Here is a 22,786-nt window from a genome sequence, read left to right as displayed (position 1 = left end):
CCGGCACGCTCGCAGGCGCGCCTCGCGCCTCACGGCGCCGACAAACGTACTGCTGGAAGCACGGTCTGGGTGGGAGGCAACAGAAGATGATCCCCATCGCAGTATCATTAACCAACGCTACGGCCGAAACACGGGCGTCTGTTGGTTAACGACTGCCAGTTTGTGAGTCCTTTTGCAGCTGCCGCAGGGGCTTCACACGGACGGTATCGGGGCTTATCGACAGGAGCAGCATGACGTCGGTTCGTCGCCAGTGACACGGCCCGTGTGAGTCGGTTGACCAGGTTGTCACGAACCCTCTCACGAGGAATCGTCTGCTCGTGCCATCCGAGTCGTTCGTCGAAATGGCGTTTCGTGAATGTCTCGCCGGCCGTATCAGTGGCGATGTACTGTGTCTTTTTCTCGCCCCAGACGGTCGAGGAGCGGTCCTCGGCGCCGACGTGTTCGTGAGTAAGCTCGACGAGAACACACTTGACGAAGGTGACGATCGACGCATTGATCCGGTCGTTCGGGACTGAAAGATGGAGGTCGGACCAGGGTGATGTAGATGCGTTCGGCTTAGCTGGTTCTCGGTCAATACAACGGTCTCGGTGGTGCTGTCGCTCAGAATGCATGCGTTGTTTCGGGGTAGTTCGAAACCCCGTCACCCTTCTCGGGGGTGAGAAACGCTACGTCGCGGTCTCGACGTTACTTCGAGTCACTTCCGAACAACCGTTTCGTCCGGCCCCATACGGACGCTGGCTCGGACTCGTTATCGCCCCCACCAGTATCGGCAGGGGTCGATTCTTGGGGATCGCCTGGCTCTCGGTCACGGGTTGCGAGTTCCTCGGTGAGACGCTCGACTTCTGCTTCGAGGGTGTCGATTCGCTCGGTTTTCTCCGCCAGTGTCGCCTCGAGTTCGTCGATACGCTCGCCCAAGAGCCGGTTCTTCTCGACCAGATACGCACGGCTGCGCTCCGAGTCACCGACGTCGACACCTGGAGACGAGCCGGCAGCGGGGTCGTGGGCGTCCGCGGTGTCGTCGCCGGCGTCCGGCTCGTAGAACTCTGAAGTGGTCGCAATCGCTCGCTCGATGGTCTTCTTGCCGTACGTCGACCCATCAGCGTAGTGGACCTCGTCCCATTTCTCGCGGTGGAGTTCCGACTGGCGGAACAGTTGGTCCATCTGCGTCTGGTCACCGCCGGTCCAGAACGCCAGCAAACAGCACAGCGCCATATCTGCCTCGGAGTGGCTGTCGTAGCCGCCCGTGTCTCCGTTCCAGAGCCGCTCGAACTTCTCGCCGTTCGACGCATTCCGGGCTTTCTCGAGGAGTTCCTCATCCTCGAGGTCGACGTCAACGCCGGCGTCGACCGTATCGGTCTCCGTTGACTGGTCGTCAGTGCCATCACGCTGCTCGGACTCGGATGCTGTGTCACGCTCGGTGTCCTGGACGTACTCGCGGTGAATCGCTATGAGCGCGTCCTGCCGGCGTGCAACGCGCGTGGGGGTCCGCTCGACGCGGTCGCCAGTGACGGTGAAAAAGCGGGCCGTGTCGTACAGTTCGACGCTCCCGCGACGGTTCCGCCCCTCGGGGAGTGTGCCGGTAATCAGGACGTGGAAGCCGGTGCCGGACGGCGACACCTCCGTGTAGGAGTCGAGTCGCTCGATGATGTCCCGCGCGGCATCGTCGACGTCCCCGGTCTCGGGATCGCGACAGTCGTCCAAATCAACGCCGACGACGGGGTCGTCGTCGGTGAACACGAACCCGACGCCGTCCGCGTGCTCTGTCTCGGTGTACTCGAGTGCCGTCTCGAAATCACTCCAGGTATCGGATTCCGTCGACGACGCGAACCCACCAGCCCCCGGCGTCACCGGAATCTTCGTTGGCTTGCCGTCTCGCTCCTCTTCGCGCCAGCACACCCACTGCTCGCGCTCACGTAACCCCTCGGGGAGCACCGAGACAGCAAGCGACGACTCAGACACCATCGATTCCCCTCGCGGTGAGCGTCCATCTAGACATCGCACATCCACTATCACGATGTTGATAAACACTCCACAAGCCGGGAGGCTGTTCGCTATCCTGTCCAACGGGGGCAACCCGTTCTATACTAGTTGGTTTTGACCTTCGATTTGCCCTGAATATTGCCCCCGTACTGCGGTTTTCCCCTGAACATCCCTCAGATTCGTGACCTGAACGGTTGCTCTGCCCTGAACAAACTCGATAACAAACCCGATATTGGTGATTTGAATGGCTAACGTGGGATGTTTGGGATAGTGGTGCGGGCTCCGAGGCATCCAGTGATCTACTCCCCTGAATTTCAATCATAGTTCTGGTAGGTGCGGTCATTCAAGGAGCTGTGATCCGTCTGTGGTTAGGTCGATACCGGTGTAGACCGTCACCAGATCGTCGCCGTCTCTGACACGATCATCCCCATACTCAACAACCTTCGCAAGCTTCCGACCGAACCAGCTCGCGTTTGTCCCATCGATGTCGTGCTGATCAGTCCACCTCGAGTACGCCTCAAACAGTGTTGCTTTCGGGACCTGCGCTCCATCAGTTTCTCTGATGTACATCGCTGCGAACGCCTCGATGCCGTCACTATCTGGCTCGATTTCTACTGCCTCCGCTGCTGATGAACGTGACCCAGACGACGAGGCTGACTCAGCAGCCTTCCCTGAGCCTGCAGTCTGACCGTGCTCGTCAGGCCATAACTCCTCGTCATCCGGGGATTTTGGCAGTTCGTGAGTAGTACCCTGCTGGAAGAGTGTGGGACTGCCGTCGTTTGGCAGAATCAGCACGAGGTAGCTGTCGCGTGAATACTCCTCGTCTGGCAGGTCGACGTCAGGGAGGAACGGCCGTTTGATAGGTGTCCACTCCGCCTCGAACTCCTCGCTCGACTCGTACGTCCGCGTTTCGCCGGGTTGGTGGACGGTGTACTGGCCGGATTCGCGGCCGTGGCTGTAGTAGGCTGGCACGTCATCTTTCGAGAGCGGGCCATCATCTGGAACGCGGGCGAACTCCGTCTCGCCATCTGACAGCACACGCTCACCGTTCTTGCGTCTCCAGACTGTCCGATTCGTGTCGGACGTACAGGGTCGAACAGCGGTGACGCCACCGTGGGCTGTTGCACCACCGCCGAAGGTCACGACCTCGTCGCAGTTGTAGAACTGTTCGGTGCCGTCCGCCCGCTCTCGCAACGGTACCGAGAGGATGTTCTCGACGCGTGATGCCCACTCTGTTTCGGGGTCACCTGGGCGAACGACGAAAATCGGGATGCGATCTGCGTCGTGCGCTCGTTTGAGGTTCTGCAAGACTTTCGCGGGCCGATCCGGCGTCGTCGTCTCGGCCTCGATATTAAACACGACGTCGTGATCTGGGTGCGTCGCGATGGCGTCGGGTTGCTCGCTGCCGTCCTGTTCCAAGATATCGACACTGAACCCGCGCTCGGTGAGTGCCCGCTCGGTCTCCACGAGCACCGCATCGTGGTCAGACCCGCCTGCCGACTCGACGTCGCCCGTCTCAGGTTGGACTTTTGCTTCGCCGGCTTCGGATAGCCGCGTCATGACATCGCCGTCCTGTAACTCGACGTCGATCAACCGCGATGCATCACGTATCTCCGGCAGATCGTCATCCGCGTAGTCGATGTCGGGATGGGCGTTCTCGAGGCGGATCAAGAGTTCCTCGTCGACGGCGGTAACATCCACCCAGCCGTTCGCTTCCCGCACGTCTTTCCGGATTTGGACAGCGCGAATCGCGTCGGCCATTGTCTCGGCCAAGATTTTCGTCGGGTCCGCTGCTTCGTTGGCGTCGCTGTAGATGAGATTCTGCATAATCTCCGCGTCGGTCAACGGGTCGGTTCCATACCGGTCCAAACTCGCCTCGATGATATCGTCGACTGCATCCGATGACCGTAGTGGGGGATACGGTGGGAACGTCCGGAGGAGGACAGGTTCGGAGTACCGACCGCCCTCTAGTGGGAGTTTCGTCCAGGCCTGGTACTGATCGGTCGAGATGAGGTCTTCGGCAGTGTAGTCGCGGAATCGCTTCATCAAGAGCTGGGCGTCGTCGACGTCGTTCACGGAGAAGGCGATGAGGTTGTCGCAGTTGTTCTGCATCGCCTTGCGCGTGTCCTCACCGAACTGCGAGGGATACTGAGAGGAGAGGGTCACGGAGAGTCGCATCGACCGGGCGCGAGCGAGCATCGACTCGATGTCGAGGTTTTCGCTCGCGATGTCGTCGAACTCGTCACAGAGCACGAAGTAGGGGTCTGGATCGGTATCGTGTTCGTAGGAGCGTTGTTGGATAGCACTCCAGAGGTTTCGCATCACGCCGAGTGTGACCATCTTCTTGATGTCCGTGTTCTCGACGGGCGTCCGGACGATGACGATCCGGTCGTTGTCGATAATGTCGCGGAAGTCAATAGTGCTCTCGCGGTGGGAGATGATCCGCCGGATGACCGAGTTTTCGACCCACGACTTGATGCGCTTGAGCAGCGGGCGGACCGTCTCGTCGTCCATTCGCGCAATTTCGAGGCAGAACTCCCTGACATAGGGATCTTCGACATCATGGGCGAACTCTTCACGGCGCTCGGCGTGCAACAGCGTGAAGTACATATCGATCACCGAGAACGGCTGGTCAGACTGCATCATTGCCCGACCCATCGATTCGGTGATCGACTCCATGTTGATTCCCCAGTACTCGTCCGTATCGAAGATCGCTTTCAGGTTCTCGATGCGATTCTCGATCTCGTTCTCACGCTCCTCCTCGGTCTCGCAGTCGGGGACTTCCAGGAAGTTCAGCCCGACCGTCTTGTCGTGCTCGGATGAACCAGGTTCGATCCAGACGACGTCATCGAGCCGGTCCTCGGGCAGCATCCGCAGGAGTTCGCGTGAGTCGCGGCCTTTCGGGTCGAAGTAGACGAACCCATACCCTGAATACGCCCACTGGACCATCATGTTCAGCAACTCTGTAGTCTTCCCGTAGCCGGTGGTCCCCGTGATCCAGATGTGGCGGAAGAGCGACTCGAAGCGGAGCGGGGCTTCGCGGAACCCTCGTTGGGCATCCTCATCGTACCCAATCCAGAGTGGTGATGGAGCTGTATCGACGCCTGATTCGAGCATCTCGCGGATGTGTGGGCCGGCGACGGTACCCTCGTTTAGCGTTTCAGTGATGACAGGCTTACTCCCTACGTAGTCCGTGTCTTGCTCGGTGATATCGTACGCTTCGCCAAGCAGTGACTGTTGATTCGGACTTGTATCAGCTATCGTACCTGCGTCAACCTCGAGGCTTCCGTCAGTCCCCTCCTCCCGTGGCGTGTCGTCGCTCTCTGATGTGGCATCCGAGGTAGCGTCTTGGTTGTCGTCGCGACCGAAGAATCGGTCAAACACTATCCTGTCCTCCCTGTCTGTCCGGTCGCTCATCAGTCCACCTTCTAGTCCCAGATTGCTCGTACTGGTCCGTATCGGCGGGAACGCGGTCGCCGCGCTGGGTGTAGCGCCAGTCGATGTTCGGCGTCTCAATCTCGTTGTTCGGGATGTGGGCAACGCCAGCAAGTTCGTCGACGGTCATAATCATGCGACGGTCAGTCCATTCGCGGTTAGCCATTTTGTCGACGTGCTGCCGGAGCTGGTTCGCACGCTTGCCGTCCTTGCGATGCCATACTGGCGTATCGTTGAGGCCCTGCTCAGTAATTGCATTATAGTATTTTCTGAACATTCCGGCGACACCGCGGGCACGGGACTCGGCTTCGTCTTTGTCCGTGGACGCTGCGAGAACGCGGATGTTGACGTGGAACGCCTGCTGGCCGCGCTGCTGTTCGATGGTTTTGGCGGCCTGCTTGTCCTTTTCGCTCGCTGGCCGCGTGCGGGGATTCAACCAGCCCACAGAGGTTCCCTGGCGGAGAGCGTGGGCAAGGTCGTCGACGCTGTTGTGCTTGAACCGGTCGCCGTCAGTCCAGGACTGCTTTGCCGGTCGGAAGACGACCTGCGTGACGACCGTGCTGTCGTCGAGTGAGAGCATCTCGCTCGTGATTTCGCCGTACGGGTCGTTCGCCCATTCGTCGCTGTTGTGGTGGCGAATCGGGTAGTACGGGAGTTTCTCCATTTCGAGCCACGCACCAGCGACGTACTCGCCAGGATCGATCACGGGGAATGCATTCCCGCTTTCGACAGGGAACACCTCACTGTTGGCGTAGTTGTTTCCGACACGGCGACGGAACTTGTCGGCAGCAGCCTCGGTCGCAGCGTGCACGTAGAACTTGATCTTGCCCTCGTCGAACCAGACCTCGAAGGAATGGTGGTCGCTCGTGTTCTTCCCCCGATAGTTCGTCGTCACGTCGTGGACAGACTGGAGCAGTCCGGCGCCATCGACGACTCCCTGATTCTCTTTGAACGGGCGAATCCTGAGCAAGATACCCGGCGCACTCTCTGGGTGCTGGACGAACGGCTCTTCGAATTCCAACTGTGTGGCGTCGTACTGCGGGTTGCCGCCCAGGAGTTGCCTAAACATCGTCAGTACCCTCCTCATCGGACTGGACAGCGTCGTCTCCGCCGTCAGTGAATGCGGATGCCTCCACCGTGTCGTTCTGCCGTGCGTTCGCGACGACCGCATCGACGATCTCGTCCTCGGTGAACCCCTCATCAAGAATGCGAGTGGCCTCTTCCTCGCAGAGGTCGTAGCGGTTGGTGAGCGCGTTCATCTGCGCCTGATCCTCCACGAAGCCCTCGAAGTCGACAAGATCCTCGGGCTCGGCACTAATCGCCTGCTGGATGAACGCGCGGTCGTTGGGTTCGTAGTCAATGACGCGCTTCTCGAACTCGTCAGCGACGACGTGCAGCGGGTATGTTCCGTGTTCTTCGACGCGAACGAGCGCCTGACTGTAGCCAAGGTCCTCCTTGCCTGCGTCGGCCCCGCGAACGTACTGGCGCTGCTCACGCGTCAATCCAATCTTGTCGGCCGTCTCGTCATCCAAATCGGGTAGTTTGTGGAAAACCTTGATGGGGCACATGCCGAGAATCTTCTCGGCCTGGTCAGTCTCGTAGAACTCTTGGGCAGTCTGGGACAGCAGCACCATGCGCAGACCGGCGTGGCGCTGATGCCGGAACGCCGTTTCGAGGAAATCGAGATTCGCCTGATCCTCGAAGAGGTAGTGCGCCTCGTCGATAGCGAGTTCGACATTGCGGTCAGTCTTCTTCGCTTGCTGGTAGACCGTAGACAACAGCAACTGCATCAAGAATGTCTGGCGGTCGATCCCCGACGCACTCCCCTCGATCTGCCCGAGGTCGATATAGACGACCTTGTTGTCGCCTTTGAGAATATCGACCTCCGAGCGCTCCGCGAGGTTGTCGTACGATCCGCCCTCACGGAAGGGCTGGAACGCGATCGCCAACTCGTCCGCGTACTCTGCGGCGCGTTCACGAGCAGAGTCGGACGCAGCGATGTTATGTTCGTCGGGGTTTTCCGCTATATCCGCGAGGATGCGATGGACATCCGTCATCGTCGGCGAGTTCTCGGGCGTGTGCGTCGACACGTCGTCCTCGACGACACCCGCTTGCCGGTACGCCTCGTCGATGACGTACGAGAGTACGCCCGTTTCGGTTCCGAGATTGATATCGCGAGCGGTCAGGAAGTTTTCGAGCACAGCGTACACCTCGTCTTTCTTCGCGGACAGCGGTGAGATGCCGTCCTCGGCGTTGAGAACTTCCTGTGGTGTCTCGCGTATCTCCAGAGGATTCAGCTGGGTGTCGCCACCCACCGTGATCGTCTTCGCGTCCAGAGCGTCAGCGATGCCTTTGAACCCGCCGACCGGGTCAATCATGACGAGCATCGTCTCCTGTTGGCGCTTCATCATTCGCAAGTGGCGCATGATGTCGCCGAACGTCTTCCCCGCACCGGGCATCCCGACGACGAGTTCACTGTGGCCGGTTTCGAGCTCCCATGGATTAATTTGGACCGGTGAGCCGTTATGTCCGTGGTAGCCGTACTCAACACCCTCCTCCATCATCATGTAGTTCGAACTGAACGGGAACATCGCGCCGACTGCCTGGTTCGTTAGCGTCGACATCCGGTCGCGACCAAGTTCATTCCGACCGAGGGGTGAGACAGTCGCAAGCCCCTCCTCCTGCCAGCGGTTCGCTACTTTGAGCGTACAGTTCGCGGGAGCGTCCTTGACAATCGAGCGCAGGCGCGTCGACTGGTTGTCTAGTTCCTGCTTGCTCTCGGCGGATAGTCGGATGAACACGCCGCCGCGGTAGAACGACGCTTTGTTCGCGCGGACAAGCGACCGCATGAACTTTCCACGGTCAATATCGTCCTGGAGATCCTCGGCTTTGAGGCTGTTCGAGTCGTGCTGGTTGACCTTCAAGTCCGATATCCAGTCGGCCATCATGTCCTCGGCCGACTGATTGTCGAACGGGTCGAGATGGATGCTAATGTCCGTCTGCAATTCGGTCTCTAGCAGCAATCGCTCGAGCATCCCGTCAGCAGGTTCCTCCGGGAACTGCTCAATCCAGAACGTCCGAACGTATGTGTCGTCGTTGATGACGGCGTAGGTTGTTTCCCAGTCGACTGTCGACGGCGCGATAATCGATTGGTGGATCGTCGACGTGTCATCGAGACGGTCCTCATAGTCGACGTCCGCCTCGTCGTCCGTCTCTGCGGCCTCACTGTCTTCACTGCCAAGGTCATCGACAACGACGTCCGACTCGTCGCTCCCTTGGTCGTGACCGTTGGTCGAAGGACTATGCCTGCTGTACTGGCTATCGTCCATCGCGTCGACGACGTCGTCTGGGTCGGGCGTCGACGGCACGTCGTCGCTAATGCCGTGTGAAACGACCGGGAACGTACCGATTGCGTCAGTGATGTCGCCGTACTCCTCAGTGCGTCCGGTCCAGTATTCTTTGGTCACACGGGTGAGGTCGTAGGCGTCGACCGAGCTGACCGAACATCGGTACAGCGAGGACCCGCCGCGGCGGATCTGTCCAAGTCGGGATTCCAGCTTGTCTTCTTTGAGTCGGTCGCGTTCGGCCTCGGGGAAACCATCGGACTGGAATCGGCCAAACACGCGCCCCACGACAGGGATGTCGGCGAGGTAGGCGAGGACGCTATCACCGGTTTCGTCGAGCTGTTCGACATCGGCGTTGCGAACGGCGGTGATGATGTAGTATTCTCGGATGGTCGTGCTTTCGGAGTCGATATCGCCGTTCTGGTCGGTGTTGGTGGTGATATACTCTTCGAGCAATCGCTTGAGCACGGGTCGCGAGCGGACGTCGGCGTCACCGAGGCGACGCTGGTGGTCGCGGACGGCGTCGTCCTGGTCGACCTCCCGGCTAGTGATATAGAACTTCACGGGGAAGTCGATGGTCGCATTGACGAATTCCGAGAGCGAGTCCACGGCTTTCGCCCACGCCTCGTCGTCTTCGAGGGCCATGTTCGCTGGCTCGACTTTTATTGCGCCGACGAGCGCGCCGTCCGACCGCTCGATAGCGTGCGGAAAGACCTGCCCAACGCGGGTCAGGGAACGGACCTCGCGATTGTCCTCACCGTGAGTGTACTCTTTGTTCTTGACTGCCCAGCCGAGGCGGGCGGCCAGCCACTCGGTGAGCCACAGGTAGGAGGGCTTCACCTTGTGGAGTAATCCCAGGAGGAGTCCAAGCATGATGCCGAACCCGAGGATTGGGATCGTAAAGGTCGCCGGGACGAAGGCTGCACCGACGAGCGTGACGAACGCCACGCCGACGAACAGCATGATCTCGCCGATGGTGTACCCCCGGAAGAACGCGGTCGTCCCGCCGAGGGACTGATGAATCCGTCGTGCGCTATACTCGTGATCGTCAGTGTTTGTACTCATGAATCGTCACCACCGCGAAACCTTGTTTTTCGTATTCCTGAACGCCTGCTTCGACCGGGCTTTCGCTGCCTGTGTAGCCTGACTCACGTCTTCTTTCGTCTTATCGCGCATCCGGCCTGTCCTTGATTTCCGGAGGTTGTTGTAGCGGCCTGCGTGGTCTTTCGCTGACTGTGCGGACGAGCCGAGTTTGTAGGCTTTTGAATCGCCGTTCCCGATCTGGGTCTGCCCACTCTGTGTCACCGGGCCGCGCCCGTTCTGGGCGTATCCTCGATGCACGTTTCGGGCACCGCGAACCGATTTCCCTGCCCCTTTCTTCGCGGCTGAGGCGGCAACCGCTGGATTTGTCTTGGTCGTTCCCTGTCGGGCGATCGTCTGGACCGCAGGGGTAGACCAGTAGACAGTCATAATCGAAGCGATACAGGCTGCGGGAATGAGTACCAGTCCGAGGAACAGCGAGAAGATTCCACTTGCGCTCGCTGTGAGATCCATCTGCCAGCCGATTCGGAAGAGGACTGCAGCAGGAAGTCCCGCGAGAACGAGACCCGGATAGATGCCAGCAGCGCGGCGAGCGATCTCCGAGACCGGGCTGAGTGGCCAGACGTCGAGGGCCCAGAAGACACCGAGTAACGGCATTAACGGCGTCAGAACGAGGATGCCAAGCCACCGAAGACCATAGACGATGGCAGCGACAATAAGCAGGAAGTTCGAGATGGTCACCATGGCGAGAACGACGAAGAGGCCACCGACTGCTGACTCGATGAGACTCCCGAATCCGGCCGACATACTGTCGATTGGGGCAAGTGTGAGGCCTACCGCATTGACAAACTGGAGTGGAATCGATACAAGTGGGAACCAGACGAACGACCCCATGAACACGAGCCCTATCCGTCGGAGCAGCCGCTTGCGACGGTAGCTACTGATCGATCCCGACCGGAGGCCGATGTACGCGAGTCCGACGACCAGTAACATGATTGTCAACGGCAGGATGTACTGAAGATAGAAATCTGCGTACAAGCTCTGCCATGGTGCATTATCGGGAGTACCGGCGACGATGTACCGGGAGCTGGATTTCGGCGCGGGGACGCCGACAATTGGGTTGAGAAGCGCCTCGAAAATGTCGTTCACGAACCCGAGGAGCGCCTCTTTAATGCTCGTAAGTACATTCTCAATAGCGTCCTCAACCTGCTCTTCCATCCACCCCATCAGGTACCACTCCCGTTCGACGACGTTTGAGTCGAGCCAGCCGGGCTGCCGTCCACGATGGTTAGTTCACACGAGTATTTCTCCCCACCATACTCGATTGTCTGTGAGTACGACGGATTCGTCCCGGCCTGGACGACTCCTGTGACGGTGAGCGCATCCGTCTCCAGATTGCCACAATCGATGGCCCCGTGAACACCAGTAGGATCTTCCGTCTGATATATCGGAGCAGCAGAGTAGATAGTTGTCTCTCCAGGCGGTAGAAGGGTAGTAGAATTGTGCGTCAGCGTCTCCGACGGAGATACCTTGGTATGCGGCGAATCTGCCCACTGAAGTGCCGTGAGATACGTCGGCGCGTTCCCTGTGTTCTCGACCGTAAGAGCGGCGAATTGCCGCCACGTTGACCGGTCTTTATCCCAGTTTAGATCTGGGTGGTTCTGCGCCCACATGATATCTGTAATCGTGACCTCGGGTTGGAGGGAGATTGTCGTCTCACCAATTGTCTCGTCATCAGCGACAGCGACGACGCGGTAGTCACCAGGCGTGTACCCGTCTTCAGCTTCACCGAGCAGCTGAAATGTAACCTGTGTCGCTCCCTCTTGGACCCGCTGAAGCGAATTCATCTCACCATTCGGGTTGATGAGATTCACCGAATTCACGTCGGTGTCGCTGGCGAGTTCAACGACGAGGTCGGTTTCGTTCATCGCGACGCTCGCAAAGGTATTGCTTTCACCTTCGGGAGGTGTCGATGTCCCGGAACTAGGACTATTGGTATCGGATGGCGAGGAGGAACAGCCAGCGAGAGCAACGAGAACGCCGCTGAGGCCACTAAGAACTGTTCGACGGTCGACACACCTGTCGTGACTAAGTGAGCTTGTGTTGTCGTTCATGATCGGTTTGTAAGTCCGAGCAGCGTGCCGCCGGACATGTAGTCGAAGCCGAAGACCAGGACAGTAACGGGGATGAACCAGAGCATCGTCACAACGACGAGGTCGATGAGCGTCTGGAACTCGGGGAAGTTAGCGGGAGTTTTCGCGACGTCTTTCGACGCTGCATAGGGCTGGTCAGTCCGCCACCAAGCATCCGAGGTGTACTGGCCTCGAACGAGCAGGGACGGATTCGAGATGGTAACGGCGGCCATTCCGCTGCTGTTGAGCGCCGTGGTCTGGTTGCCGATTGTCACGCGGCCAGTCGTGACAGCATCGCCGGTTGCGTTCTCGGTGACCATCGCACGAACGACCGCCTGGGTTGCATTAGCTTCGGTGACGGATAGGGTGAGATTCGTCTCTCGGACGGTCTGCTGCTCGGATAGGGACACCGTTCGTGATTGCCCGCGGACGATTCCTTGCACCGTAACCTCGCGGAAGGCGCTCTCGTCGAGGGTTGTGGAACTCAGGGCAATCGAATCTGCATTCACGTACGGATTGGCAGACCCGAGGTCAATATTCGCCGGCAGCGACGGCCCTGACTGCTTTGTGCCCCACGTTTCCTCGATAACGAGTGGCCGCTTCCCGTCGTCAGTCGGTTCGGTCGGTACGTACGGCGCTTGCTGGCTCGGGAACGCGTGAACTTGGACGGGACGCACCGACGACTCAGCACGTGACGTGTTGGTCGCGGTGCCCGTGAACATCGTCTGCCAGCCGGATCGTCCGGCCGTGTAGAACCACCAATTGCTTCGGGCCCGAACATCGCCGTCGATCGTAATCGTCGACCATTCCGTATTCGGATGGACGACAGCACCGACCTGGTTCTCGCGTGCCTCAAACTGGACGCGGTTTCCAGAAATGCCGGAGAGTTGATTAACGACGACGGTCTGTGATGCCGATACCGTTTTTGATGCTTCAACGGTTTCGACAACGCGATTCCAATCCCCGCCACAACTGGATCTCGTGGAGTTCCAGGATGGGCAATCCAGTGTGACATGACGAAGCGTTACCGTGATATTGGTCTCGACGATCAGCTGCGGTGATCCCGAGAGGTCGGTGTACTGCAGCGTAGTCTGATGGCCGCTTCCGGTGTCGATAGTTCGACCATCTGTGGAGAGTTCCATAGATTCGATACTCGTGCGGTCGATCGACCAGCGTTCACGGTGTGGGCCGGTCTGGTCTCCCTCAGGAACAGCAACGCGGTAGTCACTGAGTGCCCGGACCTGTCCCTCTGGGGGAACATATTGTGTCGCCCCGTTTGTCTGATGGAGAACTGTTGAGGGTTGAACGGCGAAGATACTGGCATACGCATCTTTGATGTACACGCCGTCTTCGAGGGAGGCACTAGCAGGGTAGACAGACGTATCTTGGCCGCCAGGATTGTAATCGCTGAAGTCGCCACTATTCCAGTTTGAAGCGGCTTGAGGTGGACGAGCGAACGGGACATCTGTCGACTGGGCAAGTCGGTGAGCGAATTCGGCGCGTGATGAGACGTTTGCCCCATTGAAATCGTCGGCCGAGAGATTACCGTTGTCGACGTCTTCCGACCAGAGCCGCTGGAAGGTGCTGTTGTTCACGCCGTAGTCGGGTCCATCGTCAGGAACTGTATCCCCGGGATCAGATGGTATTTCGACATTTATGCCTCCTGCAACGCCAATCCCAACAGTGCCACTCACAAGGAGTAGGGCAAGTGCGGCGCCTGTCGTTCGGGCGTGCATTCTATTCCGGGCGAGGGGAGCGGGGACAGTTCGCTAGCTATCTCAGATGGGGGCTAGAAGGGCTTCACGCAGCCCGAGAACCCGAACCCCATCTGACTGCCGACCTTGTCGATGAGCGTGGGCGAGATCAATGCGAGGACGACGATGCCAAAACCGATACCGGACATGACGAGTTTTTCTTTGGCATCGTTCTTCTTCTCAGGGTTACCGCCGGCGCGCATATATGAAAGACCAGCTTTCCCAGTGTAGAAGCCGGTTGCGGGCAGGCCGAGGCCTGCGATCGCCCCAAATACGAGATCGATACCGGTGGCGACGCCAGTGTCGCAGTACACATTGCCGATCTGACTCTGTGCGGCGGCTGGACCGACGGCAACGACCAAGAACGCGAGCCCCATCGTGAGGGATATAACTCGTGGACGCGCCTGTGTGAGAGTCGGTTTGAAACGGTTACTGCTTAGGGACTGGGACGACTGGGTATTGGCCGAGAGCGACTGAGTGGCCGGTGCATCGCTCGCCGAGTCAGAGGGTGGATTGTTCATCTGGTGGTGTATCTGTTAGTCGGAGTTGGGATCCGTTTCGAGCAGGGTGTCCAAGTCCTCGATACTGGAGGTCTGTTCGAGGAGGTTGTCGAGGTCCCCGACTGGTTTCAGTGAGTGTCTCTTCGGTGAGCGTCGAGAGTTCGTCGCGGTCGATGTCTCGATACATCATTTGCTCGGCCACTGCTTCACGGAAGAGCCCGGATGCGTTGATGCTGGTTGCCCAGCTGGGGAATAAGGCATCGGCGGGCTTGATTGGGACAGTGGCGTTGACGGTATGCTGTGACATTCGTTAGTTGGGTATGTGTGTTTGAACGATATCAGGGATTGTTCCATGCTGCCATATATGCTTTTTGTGCGAGTTATTTTCTAGTGAATAATATATGGGCTTGCTTATATAAGAAATACTATCGAGAAGGCTCTACCACACCGCCTAAATAAGCAGATTCAGCCGAATTCCTCGTGGAGAATTTCCCGTAGATTGTAGAGGTTCGCAACAACTGCGCAGATGACCATCAGGAGGGTGGCGGCGAAGAAGGCGACTAATCCCACCGTACTTTCGAAGAGTCGGGTGGGCATGATGAAGCCGAGCGCAATCACGCCCATACAGATGACCGCGACACCAACAACGAGGACCGCTCCATAACCCCGGAGAGACGGGTGATTCACAATACATTATCACCACGCAGAGGGGAAAATGTGGGGTAGGGAAGCACGGTCGTGTTTAGTTAAGGCTGAAAAGTGAGGCGAGAGTGATTTTCAGCTGGTTCATGGCAGAAATCACCCGCCTCAGTGGCTGTAGCGACTGGATCGAGTTAGAGTTTGTGGAGCGAGAGCGGACACCGAGCGAGCTGATGCAGCTTGGTATTCGCCTCCATCTGGCTGGACTCTCACTTTCGAATACCGTCAAAGAACTTGAGAAGTTCGGTGTCCAACGCTCGCGGAAAGCCATCCATGACTGGGTGCAGAAAGCTGATCTATAGCCCGCCAGCGATGCCAGTCCGGATCAGATTGCGGTTGACGAAACGGTGATCCGCATCGACGGCCAGCAGTACTGGCTGTACGCTGCCGTCAATCCCGAATCAAACAGATTCCTGCACGTACGGCTGTTTCCGACGACAACAACGGCGTTGACTGAACGATTCCTGCAGGAGTTACGCGAGAAACACGACGTTGAAGATGCCGTGTTTCTAGTTGATCACGCCCAGCATCTCAAAACAGCACTCCAGCGAGTCGGGCTTCGATTCCAGACCGTTCGGCATGGGAATCGGAATGCTGTCGAACGTATTTTTCGAGAGATAAAACGTCGAACTTCCTCGTTCAGTAATAGTTTCAGCCACGTCGAGCCAACAACAGCGGAATCGTGGTTGCAAGCCTTCGCCGTCTGGTGGAACTCACTAAACTAAACACGATGCTCGACTGTTCCCCAAAATTCATGGGTGTCCAGTCGTATCCATTCCACTCCCAGTACGCCCCAGGATTGGGTGCATCCCTCGGGCGTTCAGCTGCGAGGGCAGCGGGCCGCGCCATCGGCCCAACCTCTGCTTCTAGCAGATTCCACCCCCCGACAACGTCACTATGCGCGTCTAACTCGCACGCATGGCAGCGGAACGCGTCGCCCTCACGAGTGACATTATCGCTGCCACACGCGGGGCACTCGCTACTCGACTCACACTCATTCACTTGCTCGACGGTGATGCCGATATCACCGAGCGTGAGTTCCAGCCGGTCAACGAGCTGGCGGTGACTCCTGAATACGATATCGGATCAGGATTAACCAACAGATCTGCGAAAAGACAGGCTTGTTGGTTAATCAGCCCGGTGACAGGGGGAGGGGGTATCGGAGTGTAAATCAAAGCGAGAGTGGAGGGAATTCGGACCGAATGATCGGATAATATAAAGACCAGTAGAATTGCGGGAAAACAGGGACATTGTATATATTCTAATACTGGTTAGAATAGGTCTTCTAGGCTCTATAATCACTCCACACTATCACTTACTTACTTAACGTTAATAGAAAACGTTATAATAATATAACTGTGCTCATGCTACCATGCATGGAGAAACGACTGTTCCGTAGAGAACAGTCCCTAAATAGCTCTTTTGAGCCGTTTCACAGCTTCTATTGTATTCGTTCTTTCGTCCTTACTGGGAAAGACCTTCGTGAGAGTTACACTCCGATACCCCCTCCCCCTCCGATACCTTCAATCTCAAACATCCAGTCGGATCAGTCTCACCTCCCCGTTTGTCCCTTCGGTCTTCGTGCAGATCCTGATACACTCCGATACCCCCTCCATCACTCTGTTCACTCTCATCACTCTGTTCACTCCCATGGTTTTATCATAATGTAGTGTATTGGGTCGATATCATGGAACCGTTCGGCGCCGAACAGGGAATCTACGAAGATGTCGACGTCCTCGACCCGGAGCCGGATACATACAAACCGACCGAGCTTCCGGAGCGAGAAGACGAACTCTCCCGCATTCATTCTGCTCTCCGACCAATCACTCTCGGTGGATCGCCTCGGAACATCCTCGTCTACGGTCCAACGGGACAGGGGAAGACAGTAGGGGTCAACCTGAAGACGGAACAACTTCAGGAATGGGCCGACACGGAGGGTGACGTCACGCTCACCGTCCTTCGGGTTAGCTGTAAGGGCGCGGGGAAATCGTGGAACGTCCTCGCGGATCTCGTCAAACAGGCTCGTGAAGCGCGCTACGACAAGACGGTCGAGAAACCGCGCGGCCCAACGAAAGTCGAGTTGTTCGAGATGCTCTCGGACGACCTTCAGGCGATTGGTGGCATGGTCATCATCGTCCTCGACGAGATTGACGGCATTCAAGAGGATAACTACGTCCTCTACGAGCTCCCTCGCGCGTCGATAGACGGTATCTCGATCGGTGTGATTGGCATCACGAATGACTACCAGTTCCACGAGAACCTTGACGCGGATATCCGGTCATCGCTCGGCAGTCGCGAAGTCGTCTTCAGTCCGTACGACGCTAATCAGCTTCGCGATATTCTTTCCCGACGCGCATGCCGTGCACTTCGCGATACGTACTTTGAGGACGACATTAGAGACTCCGAGTATCTCCGTAGCGACGTAATCTCAGACGATGTGATACCACTTTGTGCTGCGCTTGCTGGGCAAGACACCGGTGACGCCCGCCAAGCAATTCATCTCCTATCGACCGCATGTGACCTCGCTCTGGACAACGGCAGTGACACCGTTGAGGAATCCCACGTCCGTGAGGCCCGCGAAGAAATCCAAGAAGAAACCATCGGGAAAGGCATTCGCGGTGAGACGACGCAGCGGAAGATTGCTCTTCTTACTGTTCTCGAAGCAGAGCGCGCCGGAGACGCCCCCGAAGGAACGACAGAACTCTATCGTCGATACAAGCGTTTCACGAAACAGATCGGCGCGGCTACGTATCAACAAGGAACCTTCCGGGAGAAACTCAACGATCTTGTCCATGGAAATATCCTCGAAGGCGACCGTCGTGGCCGAGGTCGTGGACGTGGCATGACGAACATGTACAGTCTCTCGGTTGATCCAGACCTAGTCATTGATAAGGTCGGTGAAGACGACCGACTGAGTAAGATCACCACACAACTCGAGTAGCCCGATTCGTTACACTCCGACACCCCCTCCCCTCTGTTGAATCCGATAAATGCGGCGGGATCGTGTCGCACGAAGCAAGAAGCTCCCGGCGAGCGAACCGCCACAGCGGTAAGCGAGGAAGGGGTGTAGTTTGCTGTCGTTTTGGTGATGGCTTGGGTTGGGGTTCACAGCGGTAGCAGCGCGGAAGCCCACCCCTTCAGGGGTGGGAGCAAGCGCGTACGCTTTGTGCGACAACCCGCCGATACCGGCATTGCCGACTCCCCCAATGGATTCAAAGCTAGTAATAAGGTATAGCGATTTCTGTGACGTACATGGTGTGGGAGGTAACGCGAACGGTGCGCGTTCGCCTTGACGTACCCGACGACCGTAAGAGCGACCTCCACGCCACCAACAAGAAATTCCAGTACTGTGCCAACCGCACCAGTGAGTGGGCGTGGCGCTATCCCGACGAGGACTGCATCACCAGCAAAAACAAAGCCGAAGCCGCCATCTACGACGACCTCCGCGAAGAAACTGACTATCTCCACGCCAACCTCGTCCAGAAGGCCATCAAACGCGCCACCGACGATATTGGCAACTGCGTGGATAGACTAGCCGAGGGTGAGAACACCAGCCAGCCCGAATACGACACGTTCAGCATCGTCTACGACAAGCGCGCGGCAACCTACTACCGCGAGAAGGTGAGTCTCGCCACCGTCAACGGCCGCGTCGAATGCGACTACATCCTGCCCGACGACCCCGAAGGCACACCACACGGCCAGTACTTGCTGAACGACGACTACTCATTCTCAACAAGTACCGTCCACTACGATAGTGAGGGCGACGAGTTCTACCTGCACGCGGCGATGGAACGCGAACTCGACGCGAGTAGTCCTGAGAAAGCCCAGGATTCGAGAGTCCTGGGCGTGGACTGCAACGTCGACGACCACATCGCCGCCACCAGTACGGGTGCGTTCATCGGGAACGCCGACTATCTCAACCACCAACGCCGCGAATTCGAGAAGCGTCGTGCCAGCCTCCAACAGACTGGCACACGCAGCGCCCACCTGACGTATCAGCGCATCGGTGATCGGTTCGGCCGCTGGAGTGAGGACTACCTGCATCGATGTTCCAAAGAACTCGTCGCAGAAGCCAAGCGCCACGGCTGTACGCACATCGCGTTTGAGGGCCTCGAGCAGATACGGGACCGGATTAGTGATGAGAAGAAGTTCCAGCAGTGGGCGTTCCGCAAACTGCAGGAACAAACCGAGAACAAGGCTGAGCTTGCTGGACTTGTCGTCGAAAAGGTTGAGCCATCGTATACGAGCCAACAGTGCTCGAAGTGCGGGTGTACGCTGGAGGAGAATCGTGACGGCCAACAGTTCGTGTGCTTGGATTGCTCGTACTCGGTGAATGCGGATTATAATGCGGCGAAGAATGTGGCGCGGAAGCTCGCACTCAAACTCCAGCGGGGGCAGAAGTCCCCTGCTGGAGGGGCGTTCTGTCAGTACGCCCTCAAGTCGGGGATCATGACCGTGAGCGCTACTGAAGTGGCGTCCGACACCCCGGTGTCGGCAGAACGGGAGTCCACCGACAAGCCCACCCCTTCAGCGGTGGGTCGCTGACTACAGGTGGTGTCTGTCGGTGCGTGGCCGTGGTGGCTCGTAGTAGTGGATGGCCGATGGATCCAAGCCAATGCGTAAGAAATCCTTACGTAGAACTATCTAATGAGTACTGACGATCCTGAAGTAACCACCGTAACATCGAAAGGCCAGATCACGATTCCAAGCCGGCTACGGGAGGAATTCGGCCTCGAAAGAGGCACGAAGCTGATGGTCGTCCCAACCGACTACGGGCTCGTCTTGAAGAAACTCGAGCTCCCATCGGTCGAAGAGTTCCAACAGCGGGTCGAAGAGCGAGCCGAAACAGTCGAACTGTCGATGGAGGAGGTTGATGAGTTAGTGCATGAAGCGCGGGGATCTGGTGAATGAAGCCGGTTCTTGATACGAACGTACCCATCTCAAGCGTTATCGCGACCGGCGTCCCACACGACGACGTCGTCAAATACTTCAGCAAATTACAGGCGGTAAGCCCCCCTTCTTTAAGGAACCGCCGAAGGCGGCGAGTAGGTAGGGGGTAGTCCACCAGCACGGTCTTGGGTAGCAGATTGTTGAAGGGTTCTCAGAAATAGCTGGAAGTCGTAGCGGGCAAGGGTGGCGCGTTCACGCGGAGGAGGATGTCAAGCCGGGTTGCACAAGAATAATGCATCTTGACCTAATAGGATGAGATGACTATGACCGAACAGGGCGCTGAAGTACTGCGGGCGGCGCAACAGACGACCCGTACTACTGAAGAAGCACGGCGATCCCAGCGCCAGATCAACGAGAGGGTGGAGTGGGACCTTCACCAGATGCTACCCGAGCTGCGCGACGAAGAGCGACGCGTATCCATCGACGAGTAACGCCGGGCTCCTAGATGGACGTTTTCGACAGTAATATTTGGGTTTTAGGAATCACTGAAGCACATCCAAAAGCTACCGCGCTTGTGAACGGTGCGGAAGTCGGCGACCGCCAAGTCGTGCTGGACGCATACATTTTTGAGGAGGTGCGAGAAGCCTTCTACCGATCTGAGCATGTCGATGCGGCTGATGTTGAACAGACGATCTCCAATTTCGCTGTTCGAATTGCTAAACCGCAATCAATTGTGGAACCCGATCAAGCAGCTGTCGAAGAGATGGACCTTCAGGAAATCCGAGAGGCCCCACCAGTAAACCTGCTCGGACATCTGCTCGATATCCAACCGAAAGATGTCCCCGTGTTTTGCTTGGCGTATCGATGGCAGCACCAAAAGCCGACCATCTACACTGCCGATGAATCGTTCGCAGAGCTTCATCCCCCAACCTATGGTCTCCCCGACATCGAACTTGAATACATCCCCCAATAATCAAATGCTGCTATCGGAAATCCTACCGCTCAGAAGTTGAGGGCGCTCTTCTCAATACATATGACAGCCTGGTGCAGTTCATAAACTCTGTCGTTCGTAACTACTGTGATCACGGCCGCCGTGACTCTGACCACTGCTGACCGAATGTGGCACAATCGGCGTGCGGGCCGAAAACCGCGACGCCCGCGAGATGTAGGCGGTCCGGTGCGAGATGGGCGACGATACTTCGGATACGTTTCGAACAGCAAGCGGGTTTTAATCGGGATGGCGCACAACTACTGCATATGTCTTTCACCGCTAGCTGGCACACGCTCCTTGATGAACTCGACGGCCTTTCCGAGAGTGCGACGCTCATCACGCCGCTCTCCCATCACCGATTTCGTATTACTGACGTGCAGGACGCTCGCGTTATCATTCAGTTCGAAGACAGCAACGAGACGCGGCCGCTCCAGCGCGACCAGTTCGAAACGCTCTATCGACGAATTGAGGACGTCCCCAATGGGTTTGACCTTGATCGTCTCCCGACAGATGCCGACCCATATCCAGCGGTGTGGAGTGTCCATCCCCGATTCGAGGTTGATGAGGACGCTGGCGTTATCACTCAATCAGAGGTAGCGACGGCAACGCAGGTGCTGGGTGCAGAGCAGGAAGCCACGGATGAGGAACGGACTGAGCCCGACGGACTTGATGTCTACTCGGATGCACTCCTCCTTATTGACGCACTCGAACGTCACGATATGACTGATCTCTCTGAACTGGAGACGAATGCGTTGGTGAATCTCTACACCCTGCTTTCAGATGTCCAGCGAGATGCCAACGAGTTCCGCCAGGAGGTCGCGGATATCCTCCTTGCTCGACTCCATCACGACCGTCCGGTCGCTGGACAGTATGGCTCCGTCCAGCGGACGAGTCGCCGAAATCGTTCGCTCAAAAACGACGAGGAGGTGCTGGACCACCTTGAGAACGCTGGTATCGACCGTGAACGTGTCCTGAGCGTTGATCGTTCGAAAGTCGATGAAGTCCTTGAAGTCACCACGCTTTCGGAATCCGATGTGTACGAGGTCGAAGAAAGCGAATACGTTCGTAAAGCGGAGGTCGATGAAGACGTCAAAGAGTCCCGATTGCAGGGGTTGAAAGACCGCCTCGCTGCCAGCGAGGACGATGAGGCGAACCAGCTCCGAGCGGAGATCGAGGAGCTCGAACAGCGTATCGACGATCTCACCAGCTTCCGTACGGGAGCGGAGTTGCAGGGATGACTGCCTACCGCTTTCGCGTCAAGTTCGACCCCGATCCGACGTTACTGTGGCAGGATATCGTTGGTGGGGCGGACAGAACGATCACCGGATTTCACCAGTTTTGAGGCGGGGCCTCCGGCTTCAAGGAGTGAGGATATTGATACGTCTGCTTTGTTGAATCCGATGATGGCGGGGGTTCACTGTTTGGGTGCTTGTTCGAGGTTGTAGACTGCGGCGGTCACCACGAGTTTGCGGAACTCTCGACACCATGTGTGAGTGTGGAGAGTCGGCGGTGGACGCTCTTTGAGGCGCGGTGGGGTAGTTTGTTACCATAACGCCTACATACAGCGACCGTGCAGTGTATCGTGTCGCTGGAGGGACGCTAACGGCTGACATACCTCTGACGTCGGCATCGCCTGTCACCCCCAACCTCCAGCGACACCCGCTTTGTCACCCGGATTGATGCCCGATACTGGCAGTTCGTGGAAACACTTGTAGTAGTCCGAAAACCTACGATACCCTAGTAGCTACTACCCGAGTGTGTCGCCAGTTCGGCGTCAGAAATGAGACCACTGCCGTCATATTACCTGTCATCCACCCATCCGTCGGCGACACATCCTTTCAGTCACCCTCTCCTAGATACCATGGTTTTGCCCTTTCAGTAGACTCGGCGAGTGCCGGCTGACTGCATTTTCTGAGTTCAAAAACTCTTCTTTGATGCTGTGAGAGGGTGTCATAGAACGATTCCCACACCAAAGAGCAGGGTGAATGCTGAGATGGTATGGCCTCAGCGACCCTGCAAG

Annotated in this window: 18 protein-coding genes and 2 pseudogenes; 8 read left to right on the top strand and 12 right to left on the bottom strand. The window is 57.6% G+C overall.

Annotated elements, in window-relative coordinates; translation table 11 throughout:
- Window positions 1-107: 107 nt before the first annotated feature.
- The 10 genes from SM754_RS20570 to SM754_RS15915 form a co-directional block, all read right to left on the bottom strand.
- Window positions 108-611 carry a DUF8030 family protein gene (locus tag SM754_RS20570; protein WP_501993809.1) on the bottom strand — a complete coding sequence of 168 codons (504 nt, stop codon included), beginning with the start codon at window positions 609-611 and terminating at the stop codon, window positions 108-110.
- Window positions 612-684: 73 nt separating this feature from the next.
- The gene (locus SM754_RS15955; protein WP_323677234.1) at window positions 685-1,962 is read right to left on the bottom strand and encodes a phage NrS-1 polymerase family protein; all 1,278 of its coding nucleotides are present in this window, start codon (window positions 1,960-1,962) and stop codon (window positions 685-687) included.
- A 357-nt stretch (window positions 1,963-2,319) separates the two neighbouring features.
- Window positions 2,320-5,397 carry a TraM recognition domain-containing protein gene (locus SM754_RS15950; protein ID WP_323677233.1) on the bottom strand — a complete coding sequence of 1,026 codons (3,078 nt, stop codon included), beginning with the start codon at window positions 5,395-5,397 and terminating at the stop codon, window positions 2,320-2,322.
- Complete coding sequence (locus SM754_RS15945) at window positions 5,357-6,484, bottom strand: DUF8128 domain-containing protein (RefSeq protein WP_323677232.1); 1,128 nt, start codon at window positions 6,482-6,484, stop codon at window positions 5,357-5,359. The genes SM754_RS15950 and SM754_RS15945 overlap by 41 nt, the downstream gene beginning before the upstream one ends.
- The gene (locus tag SM754_RS15940; protein WP_323677231.1) at window positions 6,477-9,824 is read right to left on the bottom strand and encodes a VirB4 family type IV secretion system protein; all 3,348 of its coding nucleotides are present in this window, start codon (window positions 9,822-9,824) and stop codon (window positions 6,477-6,479) included. The genes SM754_RS15945 and SM754_RS15940 overlap by 8 nt, the downstream gene beginning before the upstream one ends.
- 6 nt (window positions 9,825-9,830) lie before the next feature.
- Window positions 9,831-11,027 carry a TrbL/VirB6 family protein gene (locus SM754_RS15935; RefSeq protein WP_323677230.1) on the bottom strand — a complete coding sequence of 399 codons (1,197 nt, stop codon included), beginning with the start codon at window positions 11,025-11,027 and terminating at the stop codon, window positions 9,831-9,833.
- On the bottom strand, window positions 11,027-11,728 hold the full coding sequence (locus SM754_RS15930; RefSeq protein WP_230892472.1) for a hypothetical protein: 702 nt from the start codon (window positions 11,726-11,728) through the stop codon (window positions 11,027-11,029). The genes SM754_RS15935 and SM754_RS15930 overlap by 1 nt, the downstream gene beginning before the upstream one ends.
- Window positions 11,729-11,910: 182 nt before the next feature.
- Window positions 11,911-13,668 carry a DUF8186 domain-containing protein gene (locus SM754_RS15925; RefSeq protein WP_501993808.1) on the bottom strand — a complete coding sequence of 586 codons (1,758 nt, stop codon included), beginning with the start codon at window positions 13,666-13,668 and terminating at the stop codon, window positions 11,911-11,913.
- Window positions 13,669-13,721: 53 nt separating this feature from the next.
- On the bottom strand, window positions 13,722-14,207 hold the full coding sequence (locus SM754_RS15920; protein WP_501993807.1) for a pilin: 486 nt from the start codon (window positions 14,205-14,207) through the stop codon (window positions 13,722-13,724).
- Window positions 14,208-14,651: 444 nt separating this feature from the next.
- A complete protein-coding gene (locus tag SM754_RS15915) occupies window positions 14,652-14,873 on the bottom strand; it encodes a hypothetical protein (protein ID WP_230892469.1) in 222 nt (73 codons plus the stop codon).
- A 101-nt stretch (window positions 14,874-14,974) separates the two neighbouring features.
- Here SM754_RS15915 and SM754_RS15910 point away from each other — a divergent pair.
- Window positions 14,975-15,610, top strand: a pseudogene (locus tag SM754_RS15910) (IS6 family transposase).
- Here the strand turns inward: SM754_RS15910 and SM754_RS15905 are convergent.
- The gene (locus tag SM754_RS15905) at window positions 15,537-15,965 is read right to left on the bottom strand and encodes a zinc ribbon domain-containing protein (protein WP_323677293.1); all 429 of its coding nucleotides are present in this window, start codon (window positions 15,963-15,965) and stop codon (window positions 15,537-15,539) included. The pseudogene SM754_RS15910 and the gene SM754_RS15905 sit on opposite strands and share 74 nt — an antisense overlap.
- Before the next feature lie 607 nt (window positions 15,966-16,572).
- On the opposite strand from SM754_RS15905, the gene SM754_RS15900 reads away from it, so the two are divergent.
- The 7 genes and pseudogenes from SM754_RS15900 to SM754_RS20565 form a co-directional block, all read left to right on the top strand.
- A complete protein-coding gene (locus SM754_RS15900; RefSeq protein ID WP_230892468.1) occupies window positions 16,573-17,826 on the top strand; it encodes a Cdc6/Cdc18 family protein in 1,254 nt (417 codons plus the stop codon).
- A gap of 311 nt (window positions 17,827-18,137) precedes the next feature.
- A complete protein-coding gene (locus SM754_RS15895; RefSeq protein WP_323677292.1) occupies window positions 18,138-19,430 on the top strand; it encodes an RNA-guided endonuclease InsQ/TnpB family protein in 1,293 nt (430 codons plus the stop codon).
- A gap of 102 nt (window positions 19,431-19,532) precedes the next feature.
- A complete protein-coding gene (locus SM754_RS15890) occupies window positions 19,533-19,796 on the top strand; it encodes an AbrB/MazE/SpoVT family DNA-binding domain-containing protein (RefSeq protein ID WP_059059218.1) in 264 nt (87 codons plus the stop codon).
- 302 nt (window positions 19,797-20,098) lie between these two features.
- A complete protein-coding gene (locus SM754_RS15885; protein WP_230892466.1) occupies window positions 20,099-20,266 on the top strand; it encodes a hypothetical protein in 168 nt (55 codons plus the stop codon).
- Between the two features lie 14 nt (window positions 20,267-20,280).
- Entirely contained in the window at window positions 20,281-20,748 is a 468-nt protein-coding gene (locus SM754_RS15880) for a hypothetical protein (protein ID WP_323677228.1), read from the top strand.
- Window positions 20,749-21,032: 284 nt separating this feature from the next.
- Complete coding sequence (locus tag SM754_RS15875) at window positions 21,033-22,004, top strand: DUF7983 family protein (RefSeq protein ID WP_323677227.1); 972 nt, start codon at window positions 21,033-21,035, stop codon at window positions 22,002-22,004.
- Window positions 22,001-22,096, top strand: a pseudogene (locus SM754_RS20565) (IS1096 element passenger TnpR family protein); the annotation flags it as partial. The gene SM754_RS15875 and the pseudogene SM754_RS20565, both read left to right, overlap by 4 nt.
- 508 nt (window positions 22,097-22,604) lie before the next feature.
- Here SM754_RS20565 and SM754_RS15870 read toward each other — a convergent pair.
- A partial coding sequence (locus SM754_RS15870; RefSeq protein WP_323677226.1) for a hypothetical protein occupies window positions 22,605-22,786 on the bottom strand: 182 nt, incomplete at its 5' end.

The organism is Halorubellus amylolyticus, assembly GCF_034808145.1.
Lineage (GTDB): Archaea > Halobacteriota > Halobacteria > Halobacteriales > Natrialbaceae > Halorubellus.
This window is presented reverse-complemented; position numbering and strand designations above follow the sequence as displayed.

Bases quoted from the DNA above. Each gene is read 5' to 3' on its own strand.
- SM754_RS15880 (WP_323677228.1), top strand. From the start codon at position 20,281: ATGGACGTTTTCGACAGTAATATTTGGGTTTTAGGAATCACTGAAGCA.
- SM754_RS15955 (WP_323677234.1), bottom strand. From the start codon at position 1,962: ATGGTGTCTGAGTCGTCGCTTGCTGTCTCGGTGCTCCCCGAGGGGTTA.
- SM754_RS15900 (WP_230892468.1), top strand. From the start codon at position 16,573: ATGGAACCGTTCGGCGCCGAACAGGGAATCTACGAAGATGTCGACGTC.
- SM754_RS15885 (WP_230892466.1), top strand. From the start codon at position 20,099: ATGACCGAACAGGGCGCTGAAGTACTGCGGGCGGCGCAACAGACGACC.
- SM754_RS15930 (WP_230892472.1), bottom strand. From the start codon at position 11,728: ATGAACGAAACCGACCTCGTCGTTGAACTCGCCAGCGACACCGACGTG.
- SM754_RS15895 (WP_323677292.1), top strand. From the start codon at position 18,138: ATGGTGTGGGAGGTAACGCGAACGGTGCGCGTTCGCCTTGACGTACCC.
- SM754_RS15945 (WP_323677232.1), bottom strand. From the start codon at position 6,484: ATGTTTAGGCAACTCCTGGGCGGCAACCCGCAGTACGACGCCACACAG.
- SM754_RS15940 (WP_323677231.1), bottom strand. From the start codon at position 9,824: ATGAGTACAAACACTGACGATCACGAGTATAGCGCACGACGGATTCAT.
- SM754_RS15950 (WP_323677233.1), bottom strand. From the start codon at position 5,397: ATGAGCGACCGGACAGACAGGGAGGACAGGATAGTGTTTGACCGATTC.
- SM754_RS15920 (WP_501993807.1), bottom strand. From the start codon at position 14,207: ATGAACAATCCACCCTCTGACTCGGCGAGCGATGCACCGGCCACTCAG.
- SM754_RS15925 (WP_501993808.1), bottom strand. From the start codon at position 13,668: ATGCACGCCCGAACGACAGGCGCCGCACTTGCCCTACTCCTTGTGAGT.
- SM754_RS20570 (WP_501993809.1), bottom strand. From the start codon at position 611: ATGCATTCTGAGCGACAGCACCACCGAGACCGTTGTATTGACCGAGAA.
- SM754_RS15890 (WP_059059218.1), top strand. From the start codon at position 19,533: ATGAGTACTGACGATCCTGAAGTAACCACCGTAACATCGAAAGGCCAG.
- SM754_RS15935 (WP_323677230.1), bottom strand. From the start codon at position 11,027: ATGGGGTGGATGGAAGAGCAGGTTGAGGACGCTATTGAGAATGTACTT.
- SM754_RS15875 (WP_323677227.1), top strand. From the start codon at position 21,033: ATGTCTTTCACCGCTAGCTGGCACACGCTCCTTGATGAACTCGACGGC.